This is a genomic window from Neomesorhizobium albiziae, assembly GCF_900114255.1.
GTDB lineage: Bacteria > Pseudomonadota > Alphaproteobacteria > Rhizobiales > Rhizobiaceae > Neomesorhizobium > Neomesorhizobium albiziae.
Window position 1 is genome coordinate 11,594 of sequence record NZ_FOSL01000026.1, and the last position, 26,876, is coordinate 38,469.

The window sequence follows — 26,876 nt, forward strand, 5'->3', positions numbered from 1 at the left end:
CGTCGTTAACGGCGGCAGCGTCCGTCAGCCCGCCTGAAACGCGTCATCACGGACAGCACCCATAGATATGCCGGGCACACGTCACGTCCGGGAGCCGGCTTGTGCGGAGGCATCGAGTTCCTCCTCGAGGATATCGTCGAACGAGGCGTAGTTGAGGTTGTAGAGCTTGGAGTAAAGTCCGCCCGCCGCCATTAGCTGGTCGTGGTTGCCGGTCTCGATCACCTCGCCGTTTTGAAGAACGATGATGCGGTCAGCGCCTCGGATGGTAGCGAGACGGTGGGCGATGACAAGCCCGGTGCGGCCCTCGAAGAGTTTGATCAGGGCCTTCTGGATCAGCATTTCCGTGTAGCTGTCGATGTTGGCGGTGGCCTCGTCAAGCACGAGGATCTTGGCGTCGGCGACGAGAGCACGGGCGAAACTGATAAGCTGGCGCTGACCGAGAGAAAGGTTGCCGCCGCGTTCGCCGAGTTGGGCTTCATACCCGTCGGCAAGGCTCATGATGAAGTCGTGGGCGCCGACCGCCTTGGCGGCTTCGATCACCTTTTCGCGCGTGGCCTCGGTCTTGTGGTAGCGGATGTTCTCGAAGACCGTTCCGGTGAACAGGAACGGCTCCTGCAGCACCATGGCGACTTGGCGGCCGAGCGATTCCTGGGTGAGATCGCGCACATCATGTCCGCCGACCAGCACTTGGCCCTTCTGGACGTCATAGAAGCGGTGGACGAGGGCCATCGCGCTCGATTTACCAGAACCGGTCGGCCCGACCAAGGCGACCGTCTCGCAGGGATTGGCCCGGAAGGAAACATTTTTCAGCACCGGATGGTTGGGATTGTAGCCGAAGGTGACGTTCCTGAACTCGACCGAGCCGTCCATTTCGCGCGACAGTACTCTGGCATCGGGCTTGTCCTGGACATCGATCTTGACGTCCAGTACGTCGGTCAGGCGCTTGCCGGAGGCCATGGCGCGCTGCATGACCGAATATTGCAGGGTGAGCGAGCGGATCGGATCGAAAAAGCGCTGGATGTAGAAAGGGAAGGCGACCAACACGCCCACATCGATGCGGCCATTCATGACCATCGAACCGCCGACGACGATGACTACGGCCATGGCGAGGCCCGACAGGCTATCGACGATCGGCACCATGACCTGCGCATATTTGGCAGCGGTCAGATGGGTCTTGAGATTGGCATGGGCCTTGTCGTCGTAAAGAACGAAATTCACCTGCTGGCGATCCATGGACTGGACGGCGCGCACGCCGTGAATAGCTTCGGCCAGCGCGCCGTTGGCGACCGAATTGGTCTCGTGTGCAGCAATGAAGGCGTCGCGGGCACGCGGCAGCCAGACGATGCGGACGACGAACAGGACCGGCAGGACCGAGAGCGTCAGGAGGCCGAGGCGAAAGTCGAGCCACAGCATCACGAAAACGATGCCGAAGAGAAGCGCAATATCCCCTACGGAAAATAATGAGGTTTCGAGGAATTCCTGCATGGAATTGACGTCGCCTTGCAGGCGCGACATCAGGCGTCCGACCTCGGTCTTGTCCATGAAGGAGAGCGAAACCTTCTGCAGATGGCCGAACATGGCGCGGCGGATGTCGAAAAGGACATTCTCCGCCATTTTCCCCACCACGGTTTCCTGTGTGTAGCCGGCGGCGAAATTGACCAAAATCGCGAGAAGGAACGCGCCGGCGGCCGCAAGCAGGGCGGGGTGATCGATGCCTCCTGGAGCCATGCCGCGGTTGATCGCGTAGCGGATGATTAACGGAATGAGAAGCTGCACGCCGCTGAAGATCAGCAATGCGACAACCGAGATGACTACCTTGGCCCGGTAGGGACGGACGAAGGCCCAGATGCGCCGGATGATGTTTTTGTCGAAAGCCCGGCCGAACATCTCCTCTTCGATACGGTGCGAGCCGACAACCGCGCGCGGAGGGCGTCTGCCGTCCTCACGGACGTCATTGCGTTCGGCTTCGAGTTCGCCGGCGTGCCCCTGGGCCATCAGCGCGCGCCTCCATGCTCGATCGACATGTCATCACCCGGGCGCAACTGGAGATCATAAAGGGCCTTGTAGCGTCCTCCCTTCGCCAAAAGCTCTTCGTGAGTGCCGCGTTCGACGATCTCACCATTCTCGACAAAAAGGATCTGGTCGGCGTGCATGAGCGAACTCAGCCGGTGGGCGATGATGATTGTCACCCGATCTTTGGCGAAACGCCGTATCACCGCGCGGATGCGCTGCTCGGTGGCGGCATCGATCGCGGCGGTCGAGTCGTCGAAAACGATGACCGAGGGGCGCAGCATCATGGTGCGAGCAATCGTGAGACGCTGGCGCTGGCCGCCCGAGAGAGAGACGCCGCGTTCGCCCACGACCGTCTCGTAGCCTGCTGGTAGGCCGAGGATGTAGTTGTGCAGCTGGGCGGATTCGCTGGCGCGTTCGATCCGCTGTTCCTTCGCCCAGGGATCGCCATAAGCGATGTTGTTCTCGATCGTGGTGGTGAACAGGAATGCATCCTGCTGCACGACCGCGACCGCCTTGCGAAGCATCGCGAGGCTGACTTTGCGGATGTCCTGCCCATCAAGCGTGATGGCGCCCCCGGTGACGTCGTAAAAGCGGGGGATCAGGTGAGCCATCGTCGATTTGCCCGAACCCGGCGGACCGACGATCGCGATCGTATCGCCCCTTCGGGCCTCAAAGTTGACATTCTTCAGAATCGCGCGGTTTTCGGTACCGGGATATGCAAACGAGACATTGTCGAAGCGCAGAGTGCCTTTGCTGATCTCGAGGGGTTTGGCGTTGGGAGCATCCCTGATCGTGATATCCTGGTCGAGGAGACCGAAGAGACGCGAACCGCAGGTGGAAGCGCGGGCGAAGGCGTTGACCATCAGCCCGATCTGGCGGACGGGCATTTGCAGGATCGTCATGAAGGTCAGGAACGTCGCGAGCGTCCCGACGCTGATCTCGCCGGCGATGATCTTGTCGCCACCGATCCAAAGGACCAGTCCCATGGCGAAAAGGAAGGAGAAGGTCATCGCCGACGTGTTGGGCACGTAGATGTCAACGCGGTCGTGGGCGAGGCCGAGCGCGCTCTTCGAGGCGCGGTCGAACTTCAGCATCTCATAAGCCTGGGCCGCAAAAGCGCGGACGACGCGGATTCCTACGAGATTTTCCTCCATCACGCGGCTTAGGACCGAAAGCCGCTCCTGCAGGTCGAGCCAAGTGGCGCGCAGCCTAAGCTGTGTGACAGACGAGCGCCACCCGACGAAAGGTACGAAACTCAGCGCGAGGAGACCGAGCACCAGGTCGGTGGAGATCAGCATGTAGGCGCCGATCCCGATCAGCATGGTGAGCAGGACGGCGCGAACCAGGGCGGTGGAAAAATACATCCGCACGCCTTCGAGATCGAGCATGCCGATCGTGATCAAGTCACCTGAGTGCATCTGGTCGTGAAAGGAGAAGCTAAGACGCTGGATCTTCTCGTAGCAGGCGAGCCGCAACTCGTATGCGAGGTGATGCCCGACCGCTTCAGCAAAATAGCTCTGCACCATCGTGAAAAGGCCGCGCAGCGCGCTGACGGCGAGCAGCAGAAGAGCCGAGATCCATAGCGCCTGCTCGGCGGCCGCCCCGGAGATACCACCCTCGATGGCTTTCTGGGCCTGGTCGATGGCCCGGCCGAGAAGCTGGGGGATGAGCAACTGGAGGATTACCGCTACGAGTGTCGAGCCGATAGCGAAGGCGACCTGCCACGGGTGCCGCAAATTCATGCGCGTAATGCGCAGCAGCGTGCTCAGGCCCCGGCCCCAGCCGGCCGCTTCCACGTGCACGAACGAATTCAGAGGCTTCGTCGCGCTGCCAATAGGATCACTGTTCACGGGTGTGTTCCAAACTGAATTTTGCGCCTTCTGAGGCAAGCCGGATGACTCACCACCAAAGGCGCCCGCCATGTTAATCCTGGCCACCATCTGCTGCGGTGCCTGCTCCGCCAAGCAGAGCCGCGGCTTCACCTGCCGGCATGTCGATGACCGTGATTGCGCTTGCTGCAAGGAAACGGCGTTCGTTCTTGGTCAGCAGTACAGCATCGATTACAGCAAAATGTGGGCCATTGGAGCGCTTCATGATTTGTCGGGCGTAGGTCCGCAGCATCTGATCGTCGAAGCGGCAGCCTACGAAAAAAAGGCCACGGTTTATGCGCCGTTCCTTCACCACGTCAGGGATCGGCGTCTGGATATCGATTTCGGTTAGGACTTCGACATAGTCGGAATCAGCGATGAGGAAGTTTGCGGCCGGCCTAATACTGCCGTGAGGCTTATAGAGAACCGTCTTTGCCGCTGATCCGGGTTCGAGTTCCCTCCCGGACAGATCGTAGGTTTTCGTCCAAATGTTACCAATTTCGTTCGCTCGCGTGACGCCTTGTATCTCGACGACGTCGGTTCGGGCGGCCTGTGCGAGGGCCGCGCGCATGGCGCCGTCGTACCAGCTGTCAACGATGAGGGAGAGCGGCAGCGTTGCGAGCCAGCTGTGGAGCACGCTCGGCGGCACGGGCGCTGCGAATATCTCGGCCATCCAAGCTTGCAGCGTCCGGCGGTGCCGGCGCTGTTCGATGAACTGAGCGACCGACCACATATTGGTGCGGATCTTGGAAGGGGCTGGCGCCCGCGTGTTGAGTGCCGCGGCAACGGCTTCTGGCGTATGCGGCACAGGCGGTTCCGCGGAGCTGAGCCTAAGCAGACCCGGACCGAGATAGGGGATCACCTCATCGGCGGCGAGCCCTTCCTTCAGTAGGCCAAGCCGCTTTTCGGCAAAACTGTCCCGAATGACGACGAGATGGCCCGAGGTCAGGATCGTGTTCATGCTCGTTTCCTCTCGCCGCTCTCACCTTATCAACCCGCAGCGTCAGTCCTCATCGGAAATCTTCCTTGCCTCGACGGTGATCGGCAAACGCGTATCCCGCGGAAGGTCGGGTAGGACGAGCCGCCAGCCGTTCCTGAGCGTCACGGCCCCGCCCCACAAGTCTTCATTCTCGACCTTGATGATCGGCTCTTCGAGATCCTTCTTGGGGACATACGCCGACAAGCCAGCACCGGTCCTGCGGATCATTACTTTCATCTGGCCGTTCCTTCATTAGCAGTGCTTTGGGCACTGCAAGGAGCCTCGGCTTTGTCGAGGCTCATCAATTCACGCGCTCGCATCCCGACCACCGTGCCACGATCGACCCATTCGACCGCATAGATGAAGAACTGCTGGAGAAAGGTGCCAACGTCGCGCACATAACCCTCGTCGCCCTTCCGCACGAGGTTTTCGCCGACCTCCCTGCCAGGATAGGTGCCGTCATTCTTTACGTGGCGTGTGGCACGGACCCGCTCACCCGGCATAAATCGTGGAGGCTTGCGGATTTCGACCTCCTGTTCGCGTCCGAGGCCCATGGCCGTTCCTTCCTTTCTCGCGGCTGCACGTTGTTGACAAAGGTGTTCAAGGCGTCCTCCGGGCGCGCGCCCGATCGTGTCGGTAGCCGAATTTGAGGTCAGGCGGGAATGCAGGTCTTCGGCACCGGACATACCGTGGCGCATTGCTGCGTATCGGAGACCCCCTTGCATTCTGTGCACTTGTCCGGATCGATCACGTAGTTCTCGCCCTTGAACTTGATCGCGCCGGAGGGACATTCGAACTCGCAGGCACCGCATTGGGTGCATTGGGATGCGATGATCTTGAAAGCCATTTTTACTCCTGGTTCGGTTGGAATGAGACGGCTTAGGCCGTCGCCGCCAGCGGTTGGACTCCAAACTCGGCGGCGTAAAGCGCGCTGATTGCGGTCTCGATGTAGTCATGGCCATAAGCTTCGGTTACCCGGATTCCAGCTTCCGCGAGCCGATCCTTGGGGCAATTTCCGATCTTGGCGCACAGCACGATGTCTATGCCTTCCAGCGCAGCGATGATGCCTTCGAGGGTGGTGTTTTCGCCCCAGCCGCCGAGGCAATACTGCTCAACCTTGCGATGCCCGACGAAGCTGATCCCTCTGGGCGAGGCTTCATAAACCTGGAATTCCTTCGCATGGCCGAAGTGTTCGTTGACGCGGCCGCCGCCCTTGGTCGCCGCCGCGACGAGAAGGGACTTTCCGGAGCTCACTGCCTTGACCGTTCCGACCGCCTCGCTCCTAGCTGCCACGTGATCACGGCGCTCGTGCGCGACCACCTCCCGATAAGCCTCGCGCTTGCTGGCGTCGTAGGTGACCTCGCCGAAAATCTGGTCGATCGTGAATTCCTGGCCACGATCCTCGCCGAGCAGGCCGACGGCATCGGCCCGGCACTGCCGGCAATGGCGCATCAACTTGGCGCCGCCTTCGAGACGGTCCTGAAGTGCCTTGAGCTCCATTGCATTTGGGCCGCGCCGCCCGGTCAGGCCGTAGAGCGTACCGTGCGCCGGGTCGGAAATCAGCGGCATGACGTTGTGCAGGAACGCTCCGCGCTCCTTGACCCATTTATTCACGTCGATCAGATGCTCGTCGTTCACGCCGGGGATCATCACCGAATTGATTTTGGTGAGGATGCCGCGCGCGGTCAGCATTTCCAGGCCCAACATCTGCCGCTCGTGCAGGATCCGGGCGGCTTCGATGCCGCCGTAGCGGCGGTGATCGTAAAAGATCCAAGGATAGATCCTCACGCCGATTTCCGGGTCGACCATGTTGATGGTGATCGTCACGTGATCGACATTCATGTCGGCAAGCTCGGCGACATGGTCCGGCAACGCGAGCCCATTGGTGGAGATGCACAGCTTGATGTCGGGGATTTCTCTGGCGACTCGTTCGAACGTTGCCTTTGTCTTCTTCCAGTCGTAACAGGCGTCGCCCGGTCCGGCGATGCCGAGCACGGAAAGCTGCGGCACTTCGTTGGCGACCGCGATCACCTTGCGTAGCGCCTGGTCGGGCGTCAGCTTTTCCGAGACGACTCCAGGCCGGCTTTCGTTGGCGCAGTCATATTTGCGATTGCAGTAGTTGCACTGGATGTTGCAGGCTGGGGCAACCGCCACGTGCATGCGCGCAAAATAATGGTGCGCTTCTTCTGAAAAGCAGGGGTGATCCTTGATCTTCTCCCAGATAGCCGGATCCATGTCGTTCGGCTTTCCCGACAAGCCGCAGGATGAAGATGCGCAGCCACCGGATTTCGCGGTCGCGAGCAACTCGTCGAAGGATGTCGTGCTGGTAAGACTCTCAAGCGAAATCATCGGTACGGACATCGAATGGCTCTGTTCCTGGTGAACGTCACGATTCAAAGGGCAAGAGCTATACCAACGCCAAAAGCGGTTTTAGTTCAATAAGTTGGCTTTCGTGTCCGATTCTGTCTGTTCACTACCGAACAGTTTTGTCACGCTTCTGACAACAGACAAGCGAATCGGGTCGCGAAAGTTACCGCCCTCAGGCACACAGAGAGCGAGGAGGGGTATCTCCGGCGTGACGTTGACGTCACCCAGGACCTTTAGAACTTCTTCACCTCGATACGATGCCGGCGCAGAGCATAGCCGACCTGCCGCGGCGTGAGGCCGAGGATACGAGCCGCCTTGGCCTGAACCCAGCCCGCCTTCTCCATCGCGTCGATCAGCCGATCGCGTTCTGTCAGACGCGGGCCCATTGCCGGCCCAGCGAAATCGTTGGGATCGCAGGCCTTGACGGACGATACCTCGCCCTCCGAGACGCCGATGCGCCCGGCCGGTAGCGGCGATCCAATCGGCATCATGTTGCCCCGGACGAGTTCGTCGGTGGTACTGCCGCCATGTGAATGGCCGGCTCCTTTCCAGAGGAGCGAAGCAAGGCACCGGCTATTCTTGCAGGCAAAATCCGATGGAGTGATCGTCCTTGAACGCGCAAGTGTAGCCGTCCTTTGCACGCAGTTTTCCAGCTCACGGACGTTACCAGGGAAGTAGCATTGTGAGATCAGGTCGAGCGCCGCCGGCGCGAAGGCGAGCTCGCGATGGTTCTCCCTGTTGAATCGGTCGAGGAAGGCTTTCGCAAGGCGTGGAATATCGCCGGGCCGCTCTCTGAGCGGGGGCAGGATAATTGGCACCACATTGATGCGGTAATAAAGGTCGGCCCTGAACTCCCCATTCACGACAGCCGTCTCGAGGTCCTTGTTGGTGGCGCATATGAGGCGGGCGTCGACCTGTAGCGTCTTGGTGCCGCCAACTCGCTCCAGTTCGCCTTCCTGCAAGACGCGCAACAGCTTGGCTTGAAAGGCAGGCGAAATCTCGCCGATTTCATCAAGAAGCAGCGTTCCGCCATTTGCCAATTCAAAACGGCCGGCGCGCTGGGAGATAGCCCCAGTGAAGGCGCCCCTTTCATGCCCAAACAGTTCCGATTCCAGAACGCTTTCAGGCAGTGCGGCGCAGTTCAATTTGACGAAAGACTTCTTCCCCCGGCGTGAGAGCTTATGAATGGCTTGCGCAAAGAATTCCTTGCCGGTGCCGCTTTCGCCCCGCAGGAGCACGGTGGAATTAGTCCTTGCTACGACCGAGACGGTTTCGAGCACCCGCTTGAGAGCGGCACTTTCCCCGATGATCCCGTCGATTTTGACATGCGGATGCCGGGCGGAGTCGGTCCTCTCCTCGTCGAGCGATTTCTCCGGTCTCCATTGCTCATCGACACGCCGCTCACGATCTTTACTCAGGATGCGATGGAGACGGATGGTCCGACCGACAAGGTTGGCGACCATGGTCAGGAAGCCTATGTCCTCGTCGTAGCGGAAGCCGGTGGCACCGTTCCTGACGCGGTCGATCGATAATGTTCCAAGGATCTTATGCTCGGCCTTTACGGGGATACCGACAAAGGCAATTGGGATGGTGCCGCCGCTCGAAGACGTTTGAAGGTCAGCCTGAAATAGTTGGGACTTGCTGATGTCCGGTATGATGAGCGGCGTCCCCGTAGCGACGATTTGATCCAATACGGCCTCTGGTATGACGCGGCGAGTGCCTGATTGACGTGGGTGGGTGTTGTCGGCAGTTGCGGCAATCTCCGGCTCTCCTTCAGCGTCCAGGACAACGATTGCTCCGTGACGCATTTGCAGAAACGACGGGAGGATGTTCACGACATTGGCGAGCTTGATCTCCAGCTGGGCGGGAGCGGTCAGGACCTTCGATATCTCGTAGATTCCCCTGAGCGAGATATCGGCTTTGTGCATCGTTTTGATGGATGATTCGGGCCCGGTGTCCCGAGGTCCTACTTCATCGATCCGATCCCGCAGCATGTGAGCCATGGAAACACCTCACGGGGTTGTCCAGGATGCTCCTCCCAAGCGCCCTTATTTTTTGAACTCCGACAGCATAGTGTTCACGTGAAACGGTGCGTTCGCCAGTTATCCGAATTTGAAGAGGACACCGAAGCCGCCGCGGGGATAGTTCCACTCGATCTCGCCGCTGGTCTCGCACAAAACCCGGCAGGTGCCGCACTCCATGCAGCCGTCGGCGGTGATCTCCACTTGGCCCTCATCGTTCAACTCATAGCATTTCGCCGGGCAGACGTGGGTCAGGGCGAGCAGGTTCGCGCTCGGCCTCTCGTGCGGTCGCACTTTGATATGCGGGCGGCCGGGATCGACCAGGTAGCGGTTCTGGTAAAGCTTGTCCTCGACGCGTAACTTCGTCACTGCGATCGTCATCTCGTCTCTCCCTCAGCGCCACGCGAATGCTAGGCGAACCGCGTCGCTGACCAGCCCCCAGCGCGAACGTGCCTTGATGAAGGCGGCCGTGGTCGCCTTTTCCTTCTCAATCTTCGGCGTGCCGTCGACACGCATGAAGTTCTGTGCGGCCTGCGATATCAGCTGCGGATAAGTCGTGAAGAAATTGCTGGAATTCGTGTGGAGCAAGGCCGGAATGTCTTTGTATTTCCTCAGGTCTTTGACCACGAAGGACTTGTCCAGCATGGCCTTGTAGAGGGTGAGGTTCCGTTTGGTCATCGGATTGTTGCGGCTCTTGACCTGGACGATTGCCTCAGCCGCGATGCGGCCGGAGGTCATGGCGAGGTTCGAACCCTCACGATGAACGGCGTTGTTCAATTGCGCGGCATCACCGACCACGACCCAACCGTCGCCAAAGAGCTGCGGAATCGCCTTGTGGCCGCCTTCGGGAATGAGATGCGCGGCATATTCTTTGACCTCAGAGCCGGCGATCAGCGGCCGGATCGAAGGGTGGTTTTTTAAGGCATCGAGGAGGGCGTAAGGGCTCTCCATCGCCGTGGCGAAATCGGAGACGAGGCAGCCGATGCCCAATGAGATTGACTCCTTGTTGGTGTAGAGGAAGCCGAGCCCGGCCATGCCGCGGGAGATCGTGCCCACGGCCTCGATCACACAGCCTTCGTCACCCTTGAGGCCGAACCGCTGCTCAATGACCTCTTCGGGCAGGAAATGCATTTCCTTGACGGCGAGTGCCACGGTTTCGGGCTTCGGCATCTCGCGCAGGCCGGCCCGCGTGCCAAGCAGTCCGGAAACACCTTCTGCGAGAACGACCACGTCCGCATAGATCGCTCCACCGGCCCGATCTGTGCGGACGCCGATCACCTTGCCCTTGGCATCACGGACGAGTTCCGTCACGGTCGTCTCGCAAAGAACCGTCGCGCCGGCCTCGCGCACCTTGCGCGAAAACCACTTATCGAACTGGGCGCGGATGATCGTGTAGCGGTTGGGCTTCGCCTCATTGAAGTCGTCCGACCGATAGTGAAACCCGGTGTGGGACGTGTCGTCCATCACCCAAAGCCGCTGTTCAACCAGATGCCGCTCGAGAGGCGCATCATCCCGGAAGTCCGGGATGATCTTCTCCAGCATGTTCGCGTACATGATGGCACCCTGGACATTTTTTGAGCCCGGATATTCACCGCGCTCCAACTGCAGCACCTTCAGGCCGTGGCTTGCCATGGTGTAAGCAGCTGCGTTCCCGGACATGCCGGCCCCGATGACAATGGCGTCGAATTCTTCCTCGATCATGTCCATCTCCCTTAGCACGCAAGCTTGTCGCGGTTGTGCGGCGAAAGCCGCCGGGTGAAGGCTTCCGTCAGTGCGGGCAGGAAGCGGATTGCATCGGTGACGATGCCAAGGTGGGCGAAATCGAAAATTGGCGCGTTCGGATCGGTGTTGATGGCCACGATGAGATCGGCCCCCTCGACGCCAACCCGGTGCTGGATGGCGCCGGAAATCCCGGCCGCTATGTAAAGCTTTGGCCGGATGGTCTTGCCAGTCTGGCCGATCTGCCGATCAGCCGGCATCCAGCCCTTCTGGACCAGCGGGCGCGAACAGCCATGTTCGGCGCCGATCGCTCGAGCGAGGTTCTTCACAAGCTGCAGGTTCTCCGCCCCGCCGAGACCGAGGCCTCCCGCAACCACGACGTCGGCATAGGCGAGATTTGCCTTTGCCGACTGGCTGTCCGGCAGGAAGCCGAGGACTTTGGTGACGATCTCGTCCTCGGCTACCGACAGCTTATGCTGGATGATACGCCCGACCGGCTTATCCGCCCGCTGCGGCATGGGCATGACCCTCGGTCGCACTGTCGCCATCTGCGGCCGGTAATTGAGCGTATAGATCGTGCACAACAAGGAACCGCCGAAAGTCGGACGGGTCGCGGCGAGCGAACCGTCCGCATCCACGTCGAGTTCGGTGCAGTCGGCCGTGAGCCCTGTCTGCAAGGTCGTCGCCACGGAGCCGGCAAGATCCCTGCCGAGTGTGGTCGCACCGAGAAGAAGGATCTCGGGTTTGTGGGTATCGACCAGATCCGTCATCGCCTTGGTGAAAGGCTCGTTCCGATAGTCGGCGAGCAGCGGCGCCTCGACGATGTAGACAAGGTCGGCGCCATAAGCGAAGGCCTCGGCAACCGCATTCCGGGTGGCCTCTTTCTGCGGTCCGAGCACGACGCCCGCAAGCTGGACGCCAAGCTTGTCGGCTAGCTTGCGGCCTTCGCCGAGCAGTTCGAAGGATACGGGATGGACCTGGCCGCGTTCGAATTCGATGAAGACCCAGACGTGCCGGTAGTCCTTGAAATGATCGGGCAGTTCCTTCTTTATGCCGGCACGGCCGGCGGCAGGGCGAGGGGTTTCTCGGTTCGCGGTCGACATTGTTTGCTCCTGGCCGTCACGCGCCGCTGTTGAAGGCGAGTTCATGTTCCAGCGCCGGCTGGCGGGTGAGGATTGCGGCGATGAGTTCGTCAGCGATATCGCGCAGCGTCTTCTCGGCGGTGTCGATTTGCGCCGCCTTTTCCGCCCGCGCGGTAGGGGCAAAAACGCGCTTGACGACTGTCGGCGAGCCGCGCAGGCCACATCTGGTGAGGTCCTCAATGCCGGCGTCGGCCGCACTCCACTTCAGGACCCGGCTGCGCGCCGCGCACAGGGCGTCCTGGAGCGAGCCCCGGCGGATCTCGTTGGTGCCCTCCAGCATGGTGATGAGGCAGGGGAGCCTGCTCTTCAGCATCTGCGTGCCGCCTTCGGAGCGGCGCTCGACCTTGATCTCGCGCGCAGCGAGATCAATGGAGGCGATCTTCGCGACGTAGGTGAGTTGCAGGAGATCGAGGCGCTTGGCGATGCCGGGCCCGACCTGGGCGGTGTCGCCATCGATCGTCTGCTTGCCGGTGAAGACGATGTCTGGGGTGCCGAACGTCTCGCCAACCTTCGCAATTGCCTGGGAAAGAGCGAAGGAGGTTGCCAGCGTGTCGGAGCCGGCAAAATAGCGGTCGGTCAAGAGCACCGCGCGGTCGGCGCCGTAACCGAGCGCCTTGCGCAGCGCGTCCTCTGCCATGGGCGGACCCATACTGAGCACGGTGACCTCGCCACCATAAGCGTCACGTAGTCTGAGTGCTTCTTCGAGGGCGAACAGGTCGTAAGGGTTGATGATGGTCGGCACACCTTGGCGCATGATCGTGTTCGTCACCGGATGGACGCGTATCTGTGCCGAGTCCGGCACCTGCTTGATGCAGATTACGATGTGCATTGGCGGTTTCTCTAGGCTCCTATCGGGATGCGGGCTTGGCAATTCATCTCCTTCGTGCATCATTCATGCCAACCGTTGTGCGTTCCGCTATTCCTTTGAAATTCGGTTGGTTACTGCTGAAGACGCCGGCGGGATGACCGGATTTGTCGGCTTCTCGACATTGTCGCGTCGCAACCGTGTCGCGCTCAGTCCTTCCCGAACGGCTTCAGGACGGAATCGAACGGGACGAAGGCGCGGCCCGGCGTGGCGGGTTTGTCCGGATCGTGATCTTTGAGCACCTTGAAGACCCGGTGCGTGAGCGGCGAGTAAGTCGCGAAGTCCTCGTAGGCGCGTTCTAGCGTGGCGCGCACCCGCGCGGCGATCACCGGGTCGGGCAGACCGGAGAAATCTTCTTCGGCAAGGTATTGGCCCATGCGCTTCATGATATGGAGCCGTGAGACATTGAGGACCTTCGGGTCATAGGAGACACCAAGGGCTGCGAAGAACTCCTCCGCAGCCGACAGACCTTTCAGCCGCGCGAGGATGTCGGTGACATCGATGGGACGGCCGTCAGCGGAACAACTCATTGCATTCTCCCTGGTCGGAAAACTGTGGTGTCGGATGCGTTCGTCGCACGGCTGACCTGCAGCCGTGAAATTCGCGGTTCGAGGCATGAGATGCGGTCGACCAGCCAGGCAATCGCGTCGCCGACATGGTCGGGCAGGTGATGATCGAGATCGATCCGGCCATTAACGATGCGGGGGGCAATGCCGACCAGGGTCATGCCGGGCGGGACGTCCTCCATAACCACCGCATTGGCGCCACCCCGGCAGCCGGTTTCGGCGGTGATGGCACCGAGTATCTTGGCGCCGGCACCGACGAGGACGCCGCTCTTGAGAGTCGGATGGCGCTTTCCCGGCGCCCAGGACGTGCCGCCCAGCGTGGCGCCTTGATAGAGGGTCACATCGTCGCCGACCTCGGCGGTCTCTCCGATGACGAAACCGGCGTCGTGATCGGTGAGGAAGCGCCGGCCGAGGCCGGCCGCCCGGGACAAGAAGCGCGCCGGGAAGCGGAAGCCCCATCGCCACAGACGATTAGCGAGTCGGTGCGAGGCGATGACGTGGATGCCGGGATAGGTGAGCACGATTTCGCGTGTGCCGCGCGCGGTCGGATCGCGCGCCTTCACGCAGGCGATGTCCTCGTGGATCATGGCCACCAGAGATGGCGGAACGGCTTTTGCGTCGCGCCACGCGGCTACTAAGCTGGAGGAAGTGGTGGTGAAGATAAGCGACATCGCCGGCCTCACTCGGTTTTAAGGGTTCGGCCGGCGGACGCGCTGCACAGGCCGTCATAGAGATCGACCAACTGAGCCGCGGTGACGGTCGATTTGGTCTCGGCCGCCTTGCGCCGGACGCGCGCGACCATGGCGGCGGCCAGGTCCGGATCGACCTCGCGGCCGTTTTCGCTCAAGACATGGGCGATCGCGGTGGCGCCGGAATGCTTGCCGATGACGATGCGGCGGCGCCGTCCGACCATGGCCGGATCAAGCCCCTGATAGGTGCGGGAATCCTTGAGAAGCCCCGCGACATGGATACCGGATTCGTGGGTGAAGACGTCGGAGCCGACGACCGGCTTGATGGCCGCTGTCGACCGGCGGGCGGCCCGCGCGACCTGGGCGGCGAGGTCGGGCAGTGCGGTCAGGTTGATGCCGGTATCCACGCCGTCGAGGACTGTCAGCGCGGCAGCCACCTCTTCAAGAGCCGCATTGCCGGCACGCTCGCCGAGCCCGCCGACGGTGACGGAGACGTGGCTGGCCCCGCCGCGGATCGCTGCCAGCGTGTTGGCGGTGGCGAGGCCGAGGTCGTTGTGCGCGTGGAATTCGAGGTCGATGGGGGATGTCGTCGCGAGGCGGGCAACAAGCTCGAAGGTCGAGAAGGGGTCAAGCACGCCGACCGTGTCGGCTAGCCTGACGCGGCGTGCGCCTGCGCCGGCAGCGGTCTGGATCACGCGGGTGAGGTGATCGCGCTCGGCGCGCGAGGCATCCTCGCAGCCGACCGCGACGAAGAGACCCCGCGCAGCGGCACGACCGACCATGTGCTCGATGACCTGAAGTGCCGCGCCCCGGTCGATGCCGAGCTTGGCGGCGAGCTGGATGTCGGAGGCCGGCAGCGACAGGTTCACGGCACTGACGCCGGTCTCGATTGCTGCGTCGAGATCCTGCGACGTCATCCGGCACCAGGCCGTGAGCCGAACCGGGAGACGCCGCGCGACCGCAGCGCGAATTGCTTCGATCTCGTCGGTGCCCATGACCGGCGTGCCGATCTCGATTTCTGGGACGCCGGCTGCCGCGAGGGACTCGGCGAGCTCCAGTTTTTCCGCCGCAGTGAAGGCGACGCCGGGTGCCTGCTCGCCATCGCGCAAGGTCGTATCGTTGAGAAAGACCTGACGGTTCATGAGCGACTGCCGGTTCTTCTGCTGCTCAGGCATAGACCTGATTGAAGGTCTTCGGCACTTCGCTCACCCGGCCCAGAACTGGGAAAGCCACGCAGCCTCTCCACGATTGCCGGCAGGACCTCGAGCACCCGGTCGACGTCCGCTTCGCTGTTGTAGCGCGAGAAGGAGAAGCGGACTGCCGCGTGTGCCGCGTTCATCGCCCTCAGGACATGGCTCGGCTCCAGTGAGCCGGAGGTGCAGGCGGAGCCGGAGGAACAGGCGATGCCCACGCGGCTGAGTAAAAATGGGATTGCATCGCCTTCGATATTTTCAAAGGCGATGTTTGCGGTGTTCGGCAACCGCTCCAGCGGATCGCCAGTGACGAAGGTGTTTGGGATGCGCTGGAGAATCCCGTTCTCGAGGCGGTCGCGGAGCCACTTTACCCGTGTGTTGTCGTCGTCCATGAATTTCAAGGCGAGTTCGGCTGCCATGCCGAGCCCAACTATGCCGGGCGTATTCTCGGTGCCCGCACGCCGGTCGTGCTCTTGGTGACCCCCCTTGATCAGCGAGCGGAAGCGCACGCCACGCCTTACATAAAGTGCGCCGATCCCTTTCGGGCCATGCAACTTATGGCCCGAAAGCGACAGCATGTCGATTGCGGTCGATTTCAGGTCCATCGGAAGCTTGCCGACCGCCTGCACAGCATCGGTATGGAAAAGGGCGCCGACTTCCTTGGCCAAGCCGGCAAGCTTGGCCACGGGGAAGATCGTACCAGTCTCGTTGTTCGCCCACATGATCGAGACGATTGCCACGTGTGGGGTGAGGGCGGCCCTGTAGGCGTCGAGGTCGAGCCGGCCATGGCGATCCACCGGGATCCTGTGCACCTTGACGCCGCGCGTCTTCTCAAGATGCGCGCAGAGCGTCAGCACGGCCGGATGCTCGACCGCGGAAGTCACGATCTCTGTTCGGTTAGACATCACCTCGAGCGCCGAAAGAATCGCTGCATTGTCGCTTTCCGTCCCGCCCGAGGTGAAGGTGATCTCCTGGTCGAGCTCCGCGCCGATCAGTGCTTGCAACTGCAGGCGCGCCTTTCTCACCGCCGCAGCGACGGCGGCGCCAAAACTGTGCATCGAAGAAGGGTTGCCGAATTGATCCGTAAAGAACGGCAACATCGCTTGAACGACCTCAGGATCGACCCGTGTCGTTGCGTTGTTGTCGAGATTGATAAGCCTCATGGGTGCGATCCTCAGTTGACCGGAATGACGCGAAGCGCGAGGCCGGTCGCCTCATTGAGCGCCTGGCGCATGCCGTTGATGGTGACGGAGGCGAGCTGGCAGCCGGCGCAGGCGTCCGACAGTTTGACGTAGACCTGGTCGCTCTCGACATCGACAAGTTCGCAGTCGCCGCCGTCAGCCCGCAGGTAAGAACCATGCCCGCGACAGCGTTTTCGATCAGTCGAATTTGCTGCAGCGTCGCCATCTGGCGGCCGGCAGCTTCGGGTCCCGCCAGGAATGGAACTGTTTCGGGCGGCGACGTTCTCCGCATCCTAACGGAAGCGATCGCCGGTTCCGAAATCGACTTTCGACCTTGCCTTGTTCTTGAGGGCGCGGACATCTGTTGTGCCGGCCGCATAAGCCTCCTCTGTCTTAATGAGGCCTTCGGCGGCCATCGCTGCATTGACTCGCGCAAGCACTTGCTCGATGGCTTCGAAGCATGCGAGGCAGCCGTGGCCAGCCTTTGAGCCTGTTGATACGACGGCCCGCTCGATCATCCCTTGATCGACACCGAAGCATTTGCAGACGAGGGCGCCTTCCTCGTGATCGTCGTCCCATTCCTCGCCGTGGTAGTTGGCGATCGCTGCCTGCAGCGCCTCATAACCCATTACTGAGCAATGCATCTTCTCCGGCGGCAGGCCGAGAAGGTCCGCGATGTCCTGATTAGTGATCCGGAGGGCTTCATCGACGGTTTTGCCGATGATGAGTTCGGTAAGCGCCGACGAGGAGACGATCGCGGAGCCGCAGCCGAAGGTCTGGAATTTCGCGGCTGTGATCGTTTCCGTCACCGGATCGATGCTGATCATCAATTTAAGCGCATCGCCGCAGACGATGGCGCCGACCTCACCGACTGCATTGGCCGTTTCCAGAACGCCGGCATTCTTCGGGATGAAGAAGTATTCCTTGACCTTTTCGCTATAGTCCAACATGGCCCTTTTCCTTCTCTCGGGCGATCAGCCGAAGGACTTGCCGCAGCCGCACTTCTCCCGCGCGTTGGGATTGTCGAAGACAAAGCCGGAAGATTCGAGCCCCGTGACGAAGTCGACGGTCATGCCGGCGACATGGGGTTGGGAGCCTACGTCCACGAACACCTTGACCCCATCTGTCTCGATGATCGCATCGCCCTCGCGCGGGACGCTCTCCAGGCCCATTAGGTATTTGAAGCCGGCGCAGCCGCCGGCCTGGACCATGATGCGAAAGCCTTCCGCCGGCTCGCTGGTGCGGGAAAGAGCGGTCTTAACGGCGGCAACAGCGTTGTCGGTGAGCGTAATCATGGTTCGATTTATCCTCAGTCCGTGACGTGTTTGCGGATCACCTTGCATGGACTGTGCCAAAGGAAAAACCGTTTCAAAACAGTGCTATGTCTCTAACACTGCTATGAATCTTGTGCGCCATTGCTGGCAAGACGTTGGGTAACCGACACGCACTGTCGGGTTTGTCGAGTCCGCCACACGGGGGTGTTCGGCCTGAGTTCCTGCGGCACCCTCACGTAAACCGTTGACTGGTATGCAGAAGATTTTTCTGAGCTTGCTTCTGCGCAATTGGCACGACTTTTGATGCTCCCTTGGCGAGGCGACCAGAACTGCCAATCGATATTCATGTCGTGGGTGCCCTCGGGATCGATGCAACCAAGGAAGGAAAGCAACATGTCAGGTCTGCGTCAGCTTTCTATGGGAAAGCAGCACCGTCCGTGGAATCCGAATGCCCGATCGGCCGATTGGCGAGGACACCCACAATCGCTTACCACCGGCCAGCGGCCATCGACCGACTTGAAATGGGATTCGACCGGCATGTGCCTGCCAGTGTCATCGCGTCCGCCGTTCAGACAGCACGCCCGCGCGTTTCGAGCGGGTGACGACGGCGGTGAGGACGCTCTCCAGCAACACTCTGTTCCTGGGCAAGCTCGGGATCGGGATCGAGCATCATGGCGCGCTCTATTGGCTGAAGATCGCCCGGCAGGGCAGCTGATGCTCAACAAGTAGATGGAAGCAGGGGTAAGACATGGACCGGAGCGTGAAACCCTCGCCGGACGAAATCCGGCGGGCACGGGAAGACAGTCCAAAAATACGCGAGCGCGATCTCGCCGCCCAATTGGGCATTTCGGAAGCGGAACTGGTTGCGGCCGATTGCGGTCTCGGCTCGTTGCGCATCGAGCCGCGCGTCAATGATCTGCTGAACGGACTCGAAGCGGTCGGCGAGGTGATGGCGCTGACCCGGAATGAAAGTGCCGTGCACGAGAAGATCGGCGTCTACGGCAAGGTGGTCACCGGCAATCACCACGCCATCGTGCTCGGCGACGACATCGACCTGCGCATCTTCCCGAAAGTGTGGGCGCATGGCTTCGCCGTCGAGAAGCGCGACGCCGGCGACATCCGCCGCAGCCTGCAATTCTTCGATGCCGCCGGCGAGGCGGTGCACAAGGTGCATCTCAGGCCGGCCTCCAACCTTTATGCCTATCAGAAGCTGGTGGCGGAGCTCGAATCCACGAACCAGCAGCCGATCGCGTCGGTTAAAGCGAGCGCAGCCGACGATGACGCGGAGGTTCCGGACCAAGCCGCCACGGTCGATGACCTACGCGAGCACTGGAGCGGGCTGACCGACGTGCATCAGTTCTTCGACATGCTGAAGACGCTGAAGCTCAGCCGCTGCCAGGCGATGCGCATGGTCGGCCAGGATTACGCCTGGCCGCTCGACAAAGATGCCGTTGGCGCCATGTTCCAACACGCGGCCGAAGGCGAGATGCCGATCATGTGCTTTGTCGGCAATCGTGGCTGCATCCAGATCCATTCCGGCCCGATCAAGTCGCTCAAGCCGATCGGGCCGTGGATCAATGTGCTCGACGAGACCTTCCACCTGCATCTCAGGACCCACCACATCCGCGAGGTCTGGGCCGTGCGCAAGCCGACCAGGGACGGTCACGTCACGTCACTCGAAGCCTATGGCGCCGACGGCAAGATGATCATCCAGTTCTTCGGCACGCGCAAGGAAGGCGAACGCGAGCGCGGCGACTGGCGGTTCCTGGCTGAGAACCTGCCGCGTATCCCAAGCCCGACCGCCGCGTGAGGTAAAGACCCATGAGTGTTGCTTTCCGTTTCCGCTTGGTGCTCGCGCCGATGCTCGGCGTCCTGCTGGCCACCGCTTTGCCTGCTGAGGCCAATGAGGGCGTAGCTGTCTCTTCCGGTCCGTTGTGGATCGCCTCGATCGGCGGCTCCATGACCGAAATCGTCTACGCGCTTGGCGAGGAAAGTCATCTCGTCGCTCGCGATTCGACGAGCCTTCCGAAAGCCGCGCTGAAGCTGCCCGACGGCGGCTACATGCGTCAGCCGTCGCCGGAGGGTGTTCTGTCGGTTAATCCATCGGGGGTTATCGCCCTGCATGGCAGCGGAGCGAAGAAAGCGGTCGACGTGCTGAAGAAATCGAACGGGCCCTTCATCGAAGCGCCCGAGCATTACAGCCATGAAGGCATGCTCGAAAAAATCCGCGTCGTCGGCAAGGCGCTCGGCGTCGAAGCCAAGGACGAAAGGTTGGCGGCCGGGATGGATGCGAAGCTGAAGGCAGCCGAGAAGCAGACCTCATCGATCAAGGAACGCAAGCGCATCCTGTTCGTACTGTCGACAAAGGGCGGCAAGATCCTTGCACCTGGCAGCAGCACCGCTCGCGACGGCGTCATGCTGCTACTACGCCAGCGACCGCGGGGCGAAGATCGACAGCCATCTCGACCATGGTGCCCGCTCCTAGCGCCGGCTGTCTGAAAGACTGGTTCAGCGCCGCAGCAGAGCCAGTATGCGATGTCTGCAGGAAACGCCGAGGCAGCAGGGTTTGTTGTTCGAGACTATGCGCGAGACGTGCCGGTCGGCAGCGTGAACGCACGGTCAACGGTAGGGCAAAGGGACGGAACCTACAGGTCGCTTTTGGCGGACGGTTGGGGTGCATATGCTCGAAAATGCATTTGGAAAGGAGGATTGGAAGAATGCCTTGTCCATGGCTTCCATCTTTTTCCTATGGTCTCCGGCCGGAACCCAGCATTCACCATGCTACTCGCACAGTGAGGATGCAGCTTCAGGATGGCGCTGGCACGAAGGGCGCTCAGCAGTTGCAGGAGAGCTCGCAGCCTTGGAGAATTCACGATGAGCGCTTTCGTCACCCGCGACGGCTCCAGATGGATGCCGCAATATCTGACCGCTATCGATGGCGCCACTTGTATTGGCTGCGGCCGCTGCTTCAAGGTCTGCTCGCGCGAGGTCATGCATCTTTACGGCGTCGATGACGCGGGTGAAGTCCTCGGCGCCTGCGACGGCGAGGACGACGACTTCGATGGCGAGCTCAATCGTATGATCATGTTCGTCGACAATCCCGGCCGCTGCATTGGCTGCGGAGCCTGCGCCCGCGTCTGTCCGAAGAACTGCCAGACCCATGTTGCGGCCGATGAGCTCGCTGCATGATCTGACGGGACAAAACCAGGAGAACGGCACCATGTTTGCCCATCACCATGGCTGGCTCCGCACCCGCCAATGGCCGCGGATTGAGCTGGAGAGGGGGTTCGACCAGCATGTGCTTGCCTGTGTCTTCTCGCGTGTGCTGAAGGAGGTCGAGGCCGGCGAGGCGACTGCGACGGAGGCAACCGGCCTTTCGCGTGCCGAGCTGCAGGATGTCCTGACCCGCAGTTTCCCCGCTATCTCTGCCAACGCCTTCGCCTTGGAAGAGGTGAGCGAGCCCGAGCCGGGTATGGAGGAAGAACTTCTGCGCGGTCTGCTGCTAGCGCATGCCCGGCCGGGCGATGAGGCGAGCGCCCGGTTCGCCAAGATCATCGCCCGGCGTGCCATGCGCGATGACCATCTCTGGCAGGACCTTGGTCTTTTTAATCGGGCCGAGCTCGGCCGCTTGCTTGCCACGCATTTTCCGACGCTGGCGGCCGGCAACACCAAAAACATGAAATGGAAAAAGTACTTTTACCGCAAGCTCTGCGAGGCCGAAGGTTTTTCGCTATGCACCGCGCCCAGTTGCCGGGAATGCAATGATTTCAAAAGCTGCTTCGGCCCGGAGGAAGGCGAAAGCCGCCTCACACGGATCAGGAACGGGATCGCCTTGGATTAAGAGCCGCTTTCGTCAGTCGTACGGGCCGCCAGGGCTCGCGCCGCGCCATATGTCTCTTGTCGAACCGACGCCTTGAAGGATTCGAATGCTGCGCCTGCTGTTCCGGTGGTCGCGATGCTCGCTTTGGCGGTCGCCGTCATCATGGCGGTGCTGGACGCGACCCGCACCATCGCCGCCGAGCAACTGGCGTTTTCCGTGCCGCTGCTGTTCGCCTGCCTGGCCGGGCTCTATTCGGAGCGGGCCGGCGTCTTCGATATCGGGATCGAGGGCAAGATGCTGGCCAGCTTTCGAGGCGGCGGCGCAAGCGACCGGCACGAAGCTGCACAAGGGCGTCTACATGTGGTTTTCCGGCCCGTCCTTCGAGACGCCGGCCGAGATACGTATGGCCCGCGTGATGGGCGTGACCGCGCTCGCCACCAGCCTGGTCGAGATGGCCAACGGCGCGGGGCTGAAAACCTCGGCGCTGATCACTGGCATGAAACGAGCCGTTGGCTTCGGCTGCCGGTAACGCCGTCGAGGTCGAGAACGCCGTTGAATTCCTGACCGGAAGGTTCCGCGATGAGCGCCTGGAAGAAGTAACCCTGGCCCTCGCCGCCGAGCTGCTGCAGGCCGCCGGCACTGCCGGATCCAACCGGGAAGGATGGATCGCGCCGTCCGGGCGTTGCAGGGCGGCAAGGCTGCGGAAGTTTTCGGGCGCATGGTGGCCGGACTCGGCGGACCGGCGGATTTTGCCGAGAAACGCCGGCATTATCTGCCCAAGGTCAAGGTCGAACGCCGTCAGTGCACCGAAGTACGGCTACGTTGCAGGTGTGGCGACCCAAGAGATCGGCCTCGCCGTCGTTACCCTCGGCCGCGGCCGCATCCGGCCGGAAGACAGCGTCAATTATTCGGTCCGCATCACCCATCTGCTCCCGGTCGGCGCGGAGGTGAAGGCCGGCGATGGGCTGGCGCTGGTCCATGCCCGATCGGAAGCCGACGCGGAAGAGGCAGTAGCCGCGATCCAGTCGGCCTATACGATCGGCGAGACGAAGCCTGCAACCGCCAAAGTAATCGTGCGCAGGATCGCGCCGCGCGGCTGATACGATTGCATCTCTCGCCGCGCTGCGCTGAGGACCTCTTCTGTCAGGGGGTCTAGGTTTCGCGCTTCGGGCCGAGCAAGAACACTGTCAGGGCGGCGAGGAACGTGGCAACCGCGCTGTAGGCAACGGCACTGGCAACGCCGGCACTATCCACCAGTAGTCCGCCGAAAATCGCGCCGGCTGCGATGGCCACTTGGAACGTTGCGGCCATCAGCCCACCCGCGCTTTCGGCCTGCTCGGGAGCGGCGCGCAGCACCATCCACGTCTGTAACCCCACCGGCACCGCGCCGAAGGCAAAGCCCCATACGGCAACCGCAATCGCCGAGGCCGAGGCCGATGCTCCCACAGTCAGCAGCGAAACAGCGGCTATCCCTATGAGCAGGGCAGGCAGGGCCGCGACCGCCTTGAGGCTGTGCTCGGCCAGGAATCCGGCGGCTAAATTGCCGAAGAAGCCGCCGATGCCAAAGGCGAGCAACACTAGCGAGATCGTCTCGATATCGAGCGCGGGAACCTCCTCGAGGAAGTCGCGGATATAGATGATGCCGGCGAAGTGCCCGGAAACGACCAGCAGGACGACCAAAAGCGCGACCTTGATCATCGGATTCTTGGCCACGTCCAGCAGACTGCGGAAGTTAGCCATTCCAACCGGAGGCAACCTTGGAATAGTTATGAGTTGCACCAGCAGTGTAACGGCACTGACGACTGCGGCGATCATGAAGGCGGCTCGCCATCCCCAGATGTCGCCGACATAGGCGCCGATTGGAGCCGCGCAAACAGTGGCGACGGAGCCGCCGGTAAGGATGATCGACATGGCGCGCCGCAGGAGGTGACTTGGAACGAGCCGCGTCGCCAGCGCTGCCGAAATCGACCAGAAGCCTCCGAGCGCTATGCCGAGCACGACGCGTGCGGTCAGGAAAACCGGCAGCGACCACGCGACGGCCGACAGAACGTTCGACAGGATCTGCAGCAGCGTCAGCGCCCACATGACGATCCTGCGGTCCAGGCGCTTTGTGATGATGGCCATCGTCGGCGCCGAGATCGCCCCAACGATCGCGGTCGCTGTCAGCGCCTGTCCAGCCGCACCCACGGTGATACCGAGATCACGCGCGAGCGGCGTCAGCACGCTGGCAGGCAGAAACTCTGCCGTCACCAGCCCGAAGGTGCCCAAGGCAAGCGAAATGACCGCACCCCATGCGGGACCAGACCGTTGATCGGGCTTTTCTGGGTCGTGCAGAACAGCGTCCATGAAGCCTGTCGCGGATTCGGTCATGAATAGGGTCTCCAGTTTGGATGCGCTGCAACATAGGGTGGCTGCGTTGACCCGCATTAAAGACAGAAGCGCCTTTCCCGGCGGCGTTGCACGGAGGAGGGGATGTTCATCGCCTCGCGATATTTTGTGACGGTGCGGCGCGCAATATCGATGCCGGCTTCCTTGAGGCGGACGACGATGTCATCGTCGGAAAGCACATCATCGGGCGATTCAACGGCGACCATCCCCTTGATCCGATGGCGGACAGCTTCGGCGGAATGCGCGTCGCCGCCTTCGGAGGAGGCGATCGCGGCAGTGAAAAAATACTTCAGTTCGAACACACCGCGCGGGGTAAGCATGTACTTGTTCGACGTCACCCGGCTTACCGTCGACTCGTGCACGTCGATCGCGTCAGCGACAGTCCTGAGATTGAGAGGCCGCAGGTGGGCGACGCCATTTTCCAAAAAGGCATCCTGATGGCGGACGATTTCAGCCGCAACCTTAAGGATCGTCTTAGCGCGATGATCGAGGCTGCGGATTAGCCAGTTCGCGTTTTGGAAGCATTCGTTGAGAAATGTCTGATCTTTCGAATTTTGGGGGGACAGGCGTGAGACTTCGGCAAAATAGGTTTGGTTGATCAGCAGCTTGGGCAGTGTGTCTGGGCTAAGTTCGATTTGCCATCCACCTCCGGGCGAGGGCAGGACCCAGACGTCGGGTATGATGAATTCCGGCCTTGCGGATTGGAATCGGTTTCCGGGCTTCGGATCGAGCGCACGGATTTCATGCCACATGTCGAGAAGGTCGTCTTCATCGACCCCGCAATGGCGCTTCAATGCCTGAAATTTGCGTTGCGCAAGCATCTCAAGATTGGCAACCAAAGCTGCCATCGCCGGGTCGAACCGGTCTCGCTGGCGCAACTGTATCTCGAGGCATTCGCTGAGAGTTCGCGCAAAAATTCCCGGGGGATCAAAGCGCTGCAAGGTTCCGAGAACCCGTTCCACATCAGCCTCCCGGACATTTAGGCTCCCGGCCAGCTCCGAAAGGTTTACCTGAAGGTACCCAGTGTCTTCCAGATGAGCGGCAAGCTCGCCAGCAATCAACCGCTCCTTCGGTGTGAATGCAGTGAGTGCGATCTGACGAGTGACATGGTCGTGCAATGTTTCGGTGGGGGCAGCAAAATCGTCTAGGACCGGGCTTGCCCCTGCCGGGATGTTGGGTGTGTCGCGCTTTGATTTCCATTGCATGAGCCCTTCCGGGGTCCCGCCCCCGGTCGGCTCATCAACGTCGTTTGCGCGTGCGCCGATGTGCGGATCATCCCCCGAAATCGACGAAACATCGCCAGAAGCCCCGCCATCGTTTGACGCCAGCTCCAAAAGCGGGTTCTTCTCGATTTCCTGCTCCACGAACTGACGCAGTTCGGCATGCGCCAGTTGCAGCAAGCGAATCGACTCAATGAGTTGAGGCGCCGCGACCATAGATTGCTTCTGACGCTGAAGCAGGCTTGCTGAGGACTCCATGGTTAGCGCGAAACTCCAATCGAGCGACGCACTTTGCAGTGCGTAATGGGAGCAGTGAGATGTTGACTCTTTCGGGTCATGCGACGGCTGCGGTTTTAACGGTCCTCAGCGTTTCAAGAACGTTCTGCGGCGACGAGACGCCATAGGGGTCGGTCTCGCAGTTGTCGGAGAAACCGTCCTCCTCGAACCACTGCTCCACCACGCCATTATTGATCACGGCGGCGTAGCGCCAGGAGCGCATACCGAAGCCGAGATTGTCCTTGGCGACCAGCATGCCCATCTTGCGCGTGAACTCGCCCGAGCCGTCCGGGATGAGCTTGACCTTCTGCAGCCCCAAGGCCTTGCCCCACGCATTCATGACGAAGGCATCGTTGACGGAGACGCAGTAGATCGCGTCAATTCTTTCCTTCTCAAACTCATCATAGAGCTTTTCGAAATCGGGCAGTTGGTAGGTCGAGCAGGTCGGGGTGAAGGCGCCAGGCAGCGAGAACACGATGACGCGCTTGCCGCCGAAATAGTCGTCGGATTTCTTTTCGTCCCAGCGGTATGGGTTTGGCCCCTCGATGGACTCATCGCGAACGCGTGTGCGAAAGGTGACGGAGGGAACCTTCTTTTTCACGGTCATCAATATTGCTCCTTTGGAAGGTAACTGGTGCATTGCCTCTCGGTTGGCTGACGCAACACCGAGCTGGGGCCGGCATGCGGGCACGAGATGAGACCTTGGCGGCTCCCACTTTTTCCCGTCCGGTTGTGTGGGAACGTATGGCTCCTGGTCTTGGTCTCTTCGGCGCTCACATGCTGAAGAGGGCCGGTAAACGGCAATTGGGCGATCGCCACGCCTAGGCCTGTCGGTCTCGAACCAGCCATGCCCAAAGCAGCTACCGAGCACGGACGCCTGGAGGGGACGATGTCCCGATGTTCGGCGGGAATGGGCACGGTCTCCTTAGGCGCTTGTATGGAGCTTTGCGTCTCAGCCATGATTCTGTTTGTAGCTTTCTTCGTGCTTGATGGACTCTAACGGATGAAAGCAAGCGCCATGCCATTTCACTTGAAGGCACCGAATCGGACTACTTTTTATGCAGAGACCCTTTTGGCTCGAGCAGGAGAACCGTGCCTTCGCCGAGATCGAGCGCGCCGCACAATCGCTTGGTCACCCGGACCGAGCAAAGTTGCTGTATGGTCGGGGTAATCAGCACTCCCGCACCGGCTCGGGAAAGACGAAAACCGTTCCGGACAGGCCGAGCCAATGCATTGCCGCACACCCGCGGGCACCGCAGCGACTGCGCAGGGCTTTGTCTCCAGCGTGTTCTTGC

26 protein-coding genes and 3 pseudogenes are annotated in these 26,876 nt (G+C 61.2%); 7 read left to right on the top strand and 22 right to left on the bottom strand.

What is annotated here, in order from left to right; translation table 11 throughout:
• Positions 1-81: 81 nt before the first annotated feature.
• The 19 genes from F3H98_RS25820 to F3H98_RS25910 all read right to left on the bottom strand — a co-directional run bounded on the left by F3H98_RS25820 (position 82) and on the right by F3H98_RS25910 (position 17,898).
• Entirely contained in the window at positions 82-1,995 is a 1,914-nt protein-coding gene (locus F3H98_RS25820) for an ABC transporter ATP-binding protein (RefSeq protein WP_149763207.1), read from the bottom strand.
• The gene (locus tag F3H98_RS25825; RefSeq protein WP_149763252.1) at positions 1,995-3,863 is read right to left on the bottom strand and encodes an ABC transporter ATP-binding protein; all 1,869 of its coding nucleotides are present in this window, start codon (positions 3,861-3,863) and stop codon (positions 1,995-1,997) included. The genes F3H98_RS25820 and F3H98_RS25825 overlap by 1 nt, the downstream gene beginning before the upstream one ends.
• A 73-nt stretch (positions 3,864-3,936) precedes the next feature.
• Positions 3,937-4,842, bottom strand: coding sequence for an SIR2 family NAD-dependent protein deacylase (locus F3H98_RS25830; protein WP_149763208.1), 906 nt, complete (start codon positions 4,840-4,842; stop codon positions 3,937-3,939).
• Positions 4,843-4,884: 42 nt separating this feature from the next.
• Complete coding sequence (gene nifT / locus F3H98_RS25835) at positions 4,885-5,097, bottom strand: putative nitrogen fixation protein NifT (RefSeq protein ID WP_149763209.1); 213 nt, start codon at positions 5,095-5,097, stop codon at positions 4,885-4,887.
• The gene (locus F3H98_RS25840) at positions 5,094-5,414 is read right to left on the bottom strand and encodes a nitrogen fixation protein NifZ (RefSeq protein WP_149763210.1); all 321 of its coding nucleotides are present in this window, start codon (positions 5,412-5,414) and stop codon (positions 5,094-5,096) included. Before F3H98_RS25840 ends, nifT begins: the two co-directional genes overlap by 4 nt.
• A gap of 98 nt (positions 5,415-5,512) precedes the next feature.
• Complete coding sequence (locus F3H98_RS25845) at positions 5,513-5,707, bottom strand: 4Fe-4S binding protein (protein ID WP_149763211.1); 195 nt, start codon at positions 5,705-5,707, stop codon at positions 5,513-5,515.
• Positions 5,708-5,739: 32 nt separating this feature from the next.
• Positions 5,740-7,221 (bottom strand): nitrogenase cofactor biosynthesis protein NifB, encoded by a 1,482-nt coding sequence (nifB, locus tag F3H98_RS25850; RefSeq protein WP_149763212.1) that lies wholly within the window; start codon positions 7,219-7,221, stop codon positions 5,740-5,742.
• Between the two features lie 239 nt (positions 7,222-7,460).
• Positions 7,461-9,230, bottom strand: coding sequence for a nif-specific transcriptional activator NifA (gene nifA, locus F3H98_RS25855; RefSeq protein ID WP_149763213.1), 1,770 nt, complete (start codon positions 9,228-9,230; stop codon positions 7,461-7,463).
• A gap of 99 nt (positions 9,231-9,329) precedes the next feature.
• Entirely contained in the window at positions 9,330-9,629 is a 300-nt protein-coding gene (locus tag F3H98_RS25860) for a ferredoxin family protein (RefSeq protein ID WP_149763214.1), read from the bottom strand.
• 12 nt (positions 9,630-9,641) lie between these two features.
• Complete coding sequence (locus F3H98_RS25865; RefSeq protein ID WP_149763215.1) at positions 9,642-10,949, bottom strand: FAD-binding protein; 1,308 nt, start codon at positions 10,947-10,949, stop codon at positions 9,642-9,644.
• Between the two features lie 11 nt (positions 10,950-10,960).
• The gene (locus F3H98_RS25870; RefSeq protein WP_149763216.1) at positions 10,961-12,070 is read right to left on the bottom strand and encodes an electron transfer flavoprotein subunit alpha/FixB family protein; all 1,110 of its coding nucleotides are present in this window, start codon (positions 12,068-12,070) and stop codon (positions 10,961-10,963) included.
• 16 nt (positions 12,071-12,086) lie between these two features.
• Complete coding sequence (locus F3H98_RS25875) at positions 12,087-12,938, bottom strand: electron transfer flavoprotein subunit beta/FixA family protein (RefSeq protein WP_149763217.1); 852 nt, start codon at positions 12,936-12,938, stop codon at positions 12,087-12,089.
• A gap of 185 nt (positions 12,939-13,123) precedes the next feature.
• Entirely contained in the window at positions 13,124-13,504 is a 381-nt protein-coding gene (gene nifW, locus F3H98_RS25880) for a nitrogenase stabilizing/protective protein NifW (RefSeq protein ID WP_149763218.1), read from the bottom strand.
• The gene (epsC, locus tag F3H98_RS25885; RefSeq protein WP_244621904.1) at positions 13,501-14,211 is read right to left on the bottom strand and encodes a serine O-acetyltransferase EpsC; all 711 of its coding nucleotides are present in this window, start codon (positions 14,209-14,211) and stop codon (positions 13,501-13,503) included. Before epsC ends, nifW begins: the two co-directional genes overlap by 4 nt.
• An 8-nt stretch (positions 14,212-14,219) precedes the next feature.
• Complete coding sequence (gene nifV / locus F3H98_RS25890; protein WP_149763219.1) at positions 14,220-15,371, bottom strand: homocitrate synthase; 1,152 nt, start codon at positions 15,369-15,371, stop codon at positions 14,220-14,222.
• Entirely contained in the window at positions 15,368-16,585 is a 1,218-nt protein-coding gene (gene nifS, locus F3H98_RS25895; RefSeq protein ID WP_149763220.1) for a cysteine desulfurase NifS, read from the bottom strand. The genes nifV and nifS overlap by 4 nt, the downstream gene beginning before the upstream one ends.
• 11 nt (positions 16,586-16,596) lie before the next feature.
• Entirely contained in the window at positions 16,597-16,863 is a 267-nt protein-coding gene (locus F3H98_RS31920; protein ID WP_149763254.1) for a NifU family protein, read from the bottom strand.
• 33 nt (positions 16,864-16,896) lie between these two features.
• Positions 16,897-17,553, bottom strand: a complete 657-nt coding sequence (gene nifU / locus F3H98_RS25905; RefSeq protein ID WP_149763221.1) for a Fe-S cluster assembly protein NifU — start codon at positions 17,551-17,553, stop codon at positions 16,897-16,899.
• Between the two features lie 24 nt (positions 17,554-17,577).
• Entirely contained in the window at positions 17,578-17,898 is a 321-nt protein-coding gene (locus tag F3H98_RS25910; protein ID WP_149763222.1) for an iron-sulfur cluster assembly accessory protein, read from the bottom strand.
• Between the two features lie 727 nt (positions 17,899-18,625).
• On the opposite strand from F3H98_RS25910, the gene F3H98_RS25920 reads away from it, so the two are divergent.
• From F3H98_RS25920 to F3H98_RS25945, 7 genes and pseudogenes are all read left to right on the top strand, one after another.
• Positions 18,626-19,687 (top strand): hemin-degrading factor, encoded by a 1,062-nt coding sequence (locus F3H98_RS25920; RefSeq protein ID WP_149763224.1) that lies wholly within the window; start codon positions 18,626-18,628, stop codon positions 19,685-19,687.
• Between the two features lie 11 nt (positions 19,688-19,698).
• Positions 19,699-20,301, top strand: a pseudogene (locus tag F3H98_RS25925) (ABC transporter substrate-binding protein); the annotation flags it as partial.
• A gap of 450 nt (positions 20,302-20,751) precedes the next feature.
• On the top strand, positions 20,752-21,066 hold the full coding sequence (gene fdxB / locus F3H98_RS25930) for a ferredoxin III, nif-specific (RefSeq protein ID WP_149763226.1): 315 nt from the start codon (positions 20,752-20,754) through the stop codon (positions 21,064-21,066).
• A gap of 31 nt (positions 21,067-21,097) precedes the next feature.
• A complete protein-coding gene (locus F3H98_RS25935) occupies positions 21,098-21,718 on the top strand; it encodes a nitrogen fixation protein NifQ (protein ID WP_149763255.1) in 621 nt (206 codons plus the stop codon).
• A 141-nt stretch (positions 21,719-21,859) separates the two neighbouring features.
• Positions 21,860-22,024, top strand: a pseudogene (locus tag F3H98_RS25940) (ABC transporter permease); the annotation flags it as partial.
• Positions 22,002-22,181 (top strand): annotated as a pseudogene (locus tag F3H98_RS31290) (phosphorylase family protein); the annotation flags it as partial. The pseudogenes F3H98_RS25940 and F3H98_RS31290, both read left to right, overlap by 23 nt.
• Positions 22,182-22,206: 25 nt before the next feature.
• Entirely contained in the window at positions 22,207-22,797 is a 591-nt protein-coding gene (locus F3H98_RS25945) for a hypothetical protein (protein ID WP_244621905.1), read from the top strand.
• 52 nt (positions 22,798-22,849) lie between these two features.
• On the opposite strand, the gene F3H98_RS25950 is transcribed toward F3H98_RS25945, so the two are convergent.
• From F3H98_RS25950 to F3H98_RS25960, 3 genes are all read right to left on the bottom strand, one after another.
• Entirely contained in the window at positions 22,850-24,067 is a 1,218-nt protein-coding gene (locus F3H98_RS25950; protein ID WP_149763227.1) for an MFS transporter, read from the bottom strand.
• Positions 24,068-24,123: 56 nt separating this feature from the next.
• Positions 24,124-25,563, bottom strand: coding sequence for an RNA polymerase factor sigma-54 (gene rpoN, locus F3H98_RS25955; protein WP_149763228.1), 1,440 nt, complete (start codon positions 25,561-25,563; stop codon positions 24,124-24,126).
• A gap of 76 nt (positions 25,564-25,639) precedes the next feature.
• Positions 25,640-26,188: a peroxiredoxin gene (locus tag F3H98_RS25960; protein ID WP_149763229.1), complete on the bottom strand. Its 549-nt coding sequence runs from the start codon at positions 26,186-26,188 to the stop codon at positions 25,640-25,642.
• Positions 26,189-26,876 lie beyond the last annotated feature (688 nt).

Coding starts and splice junctions, on each gene's coding strand:
- F3H98_RS25935 (WP_149763255.1), top strand. CDS start 21,098: ATGTTTGCCCATCACCATGGCTGGCTCCGCACCCGCCAATGGCCGCGG.
- nifB (WP_149763212.1), bottom strand. CDS start 7,221: ATGTCCGTACCGATGATTTCGCTTGAGAGTCTTACCAGCACGACATCC.
- F3H98_RS25870 (WP_149763216.1), bottom strand. CDS start 12,070: ATGTCGACCGCGAACCGAGAAACCCCTCGCCCTGCCGCCGGCCGTGCC.
- F3H98_RS25950 (WP_149763227.1), bottom strand. CDS start 24,067: ATGACCGAATCCGCGACAGGCTTCATGGACGCTGTTCTGCACGACCCA.
- F3H98_RS25845 (WP_149763211.1), bottom strand. CDS start 5,707: ATGGCTTTCAAGATCATCGCATCCCAATGCACCCAATGCGGTGCCTGC.
- F3H98_RS25840 (WP_149763210.1), bottom strand. CDS start 5,414: ATGGGCCTCGGACGCGAACAGGAGGTCGAAATCCGCAAGCCTCCACGA.
- rpoN (WP_149763228.1), bottom strand. CDS start 25,563: ATGGAGTCCTCAGCAAGCCTGCTTCAGCGTCAGAAGCAATCTATGGTC.
- nifV (WP_149763219.1), bottom strand. CDS start 15,371: ATGAACCGTCAGGTCTTTCTCAACGATACGACCTTGCGCGATGGCGAG.
- nifW (WP_149763218.1), bottom strand. CDS start 13,504: ATGAGTTGTTCCGCTGACGGCCGTCCCATCGATGTCACCGACATCCTC.
- nifS (WP_149763220.1), bottom strand. CDS start 16,585: ATGAGGCTTATCAATCTCGACAACAACGCAACGACACGGGTCGATCCT.
- fdxB (WP_149763226.1), top strand. CDS start 20,752: ATGAGCGCTTTCGTCACCCGCGACGGCTCCAGATGGATGCCGCAATAT.
- F3H98_RS25820 (WP_149763207.1), bottom strand. CDS start 1,995: ATGGCCCAGGGGCACGCCGGCGAACTCGAAGCCGAACGCAATGACGTC.
- nifU (WP_149763221.1), bottom strand. CDS start 17,553: ATGTTGGACTATAGCGAAAAGGTCAAGGAATACTTCTTCATCCCGAAG.
- F3H98_RS25920 (WP_149763224.1), top strand. CDS start 18,626: ATGGACCGGAGCGTGAAACCCTCGCCGGACGAAATCCGGCGGGCACGG.
- nifT (WP_149763209.1), bottom strand. CDS start 5,097: ATGAAAGTAATGATCCGCAGGACCGGTGCTGGCTTGTCGGCGTATGTC.
- F3H98_RS25875 (WP_149763217.1), bottom strand. CDS start 12,938: ATGCACATCGTAATCTGCATCAAGCAGGTGCCGGACTCGGCACAGATA.
- nifA (WP_149763213.1), bottom strand. CDS start 9,230: ATGGCTCACATGCTGCGGGATCGGATCGATGAAGTAGGACCTCGGGAC.
- F3H98_RS25830 (WP_149763208.1), bottom strand. CDS start 4,842: ATGAACACGATCCTGACCTCGGGCCATCTCGTCGTCATTCGGGACAGT.
- F3H98_RS25860 (WP_149763214.1), bottom strand. CDS start 9,629: ATGACGATCGCAGTGACGAAGTTACGCGTCGAGGACAAGCTTTACCAG.
- F3H98_RS25910 (WP_149763222.1), bottom strand. CDS start 17,898: ATGATTACGCTCACCGACAACGCTGTTGCCGCCGTTAAGACCGCTCTT.
- epsC (WP_244621904.1), bottom strand. CDS start 14,211: ATGTCGCTTATCTTCACCACCACTTCCTCCAGCTTAGTAGCCGCGTGG.
- F3H98_RS25865 (WP_149763215.1), bottom strand. CDS start 10,949: ATGATCGAGGAAGAATTCGACGCCATTGTCATCGGGGCCGGCATGTCC.
- F3H98_RS25960 (WP_149763229.1), bottom strand. CDS start 26,188: ATGACCGTGAAAAAGAAGGTTCCCTCCGTCACCTTTCGCACACGCGTT.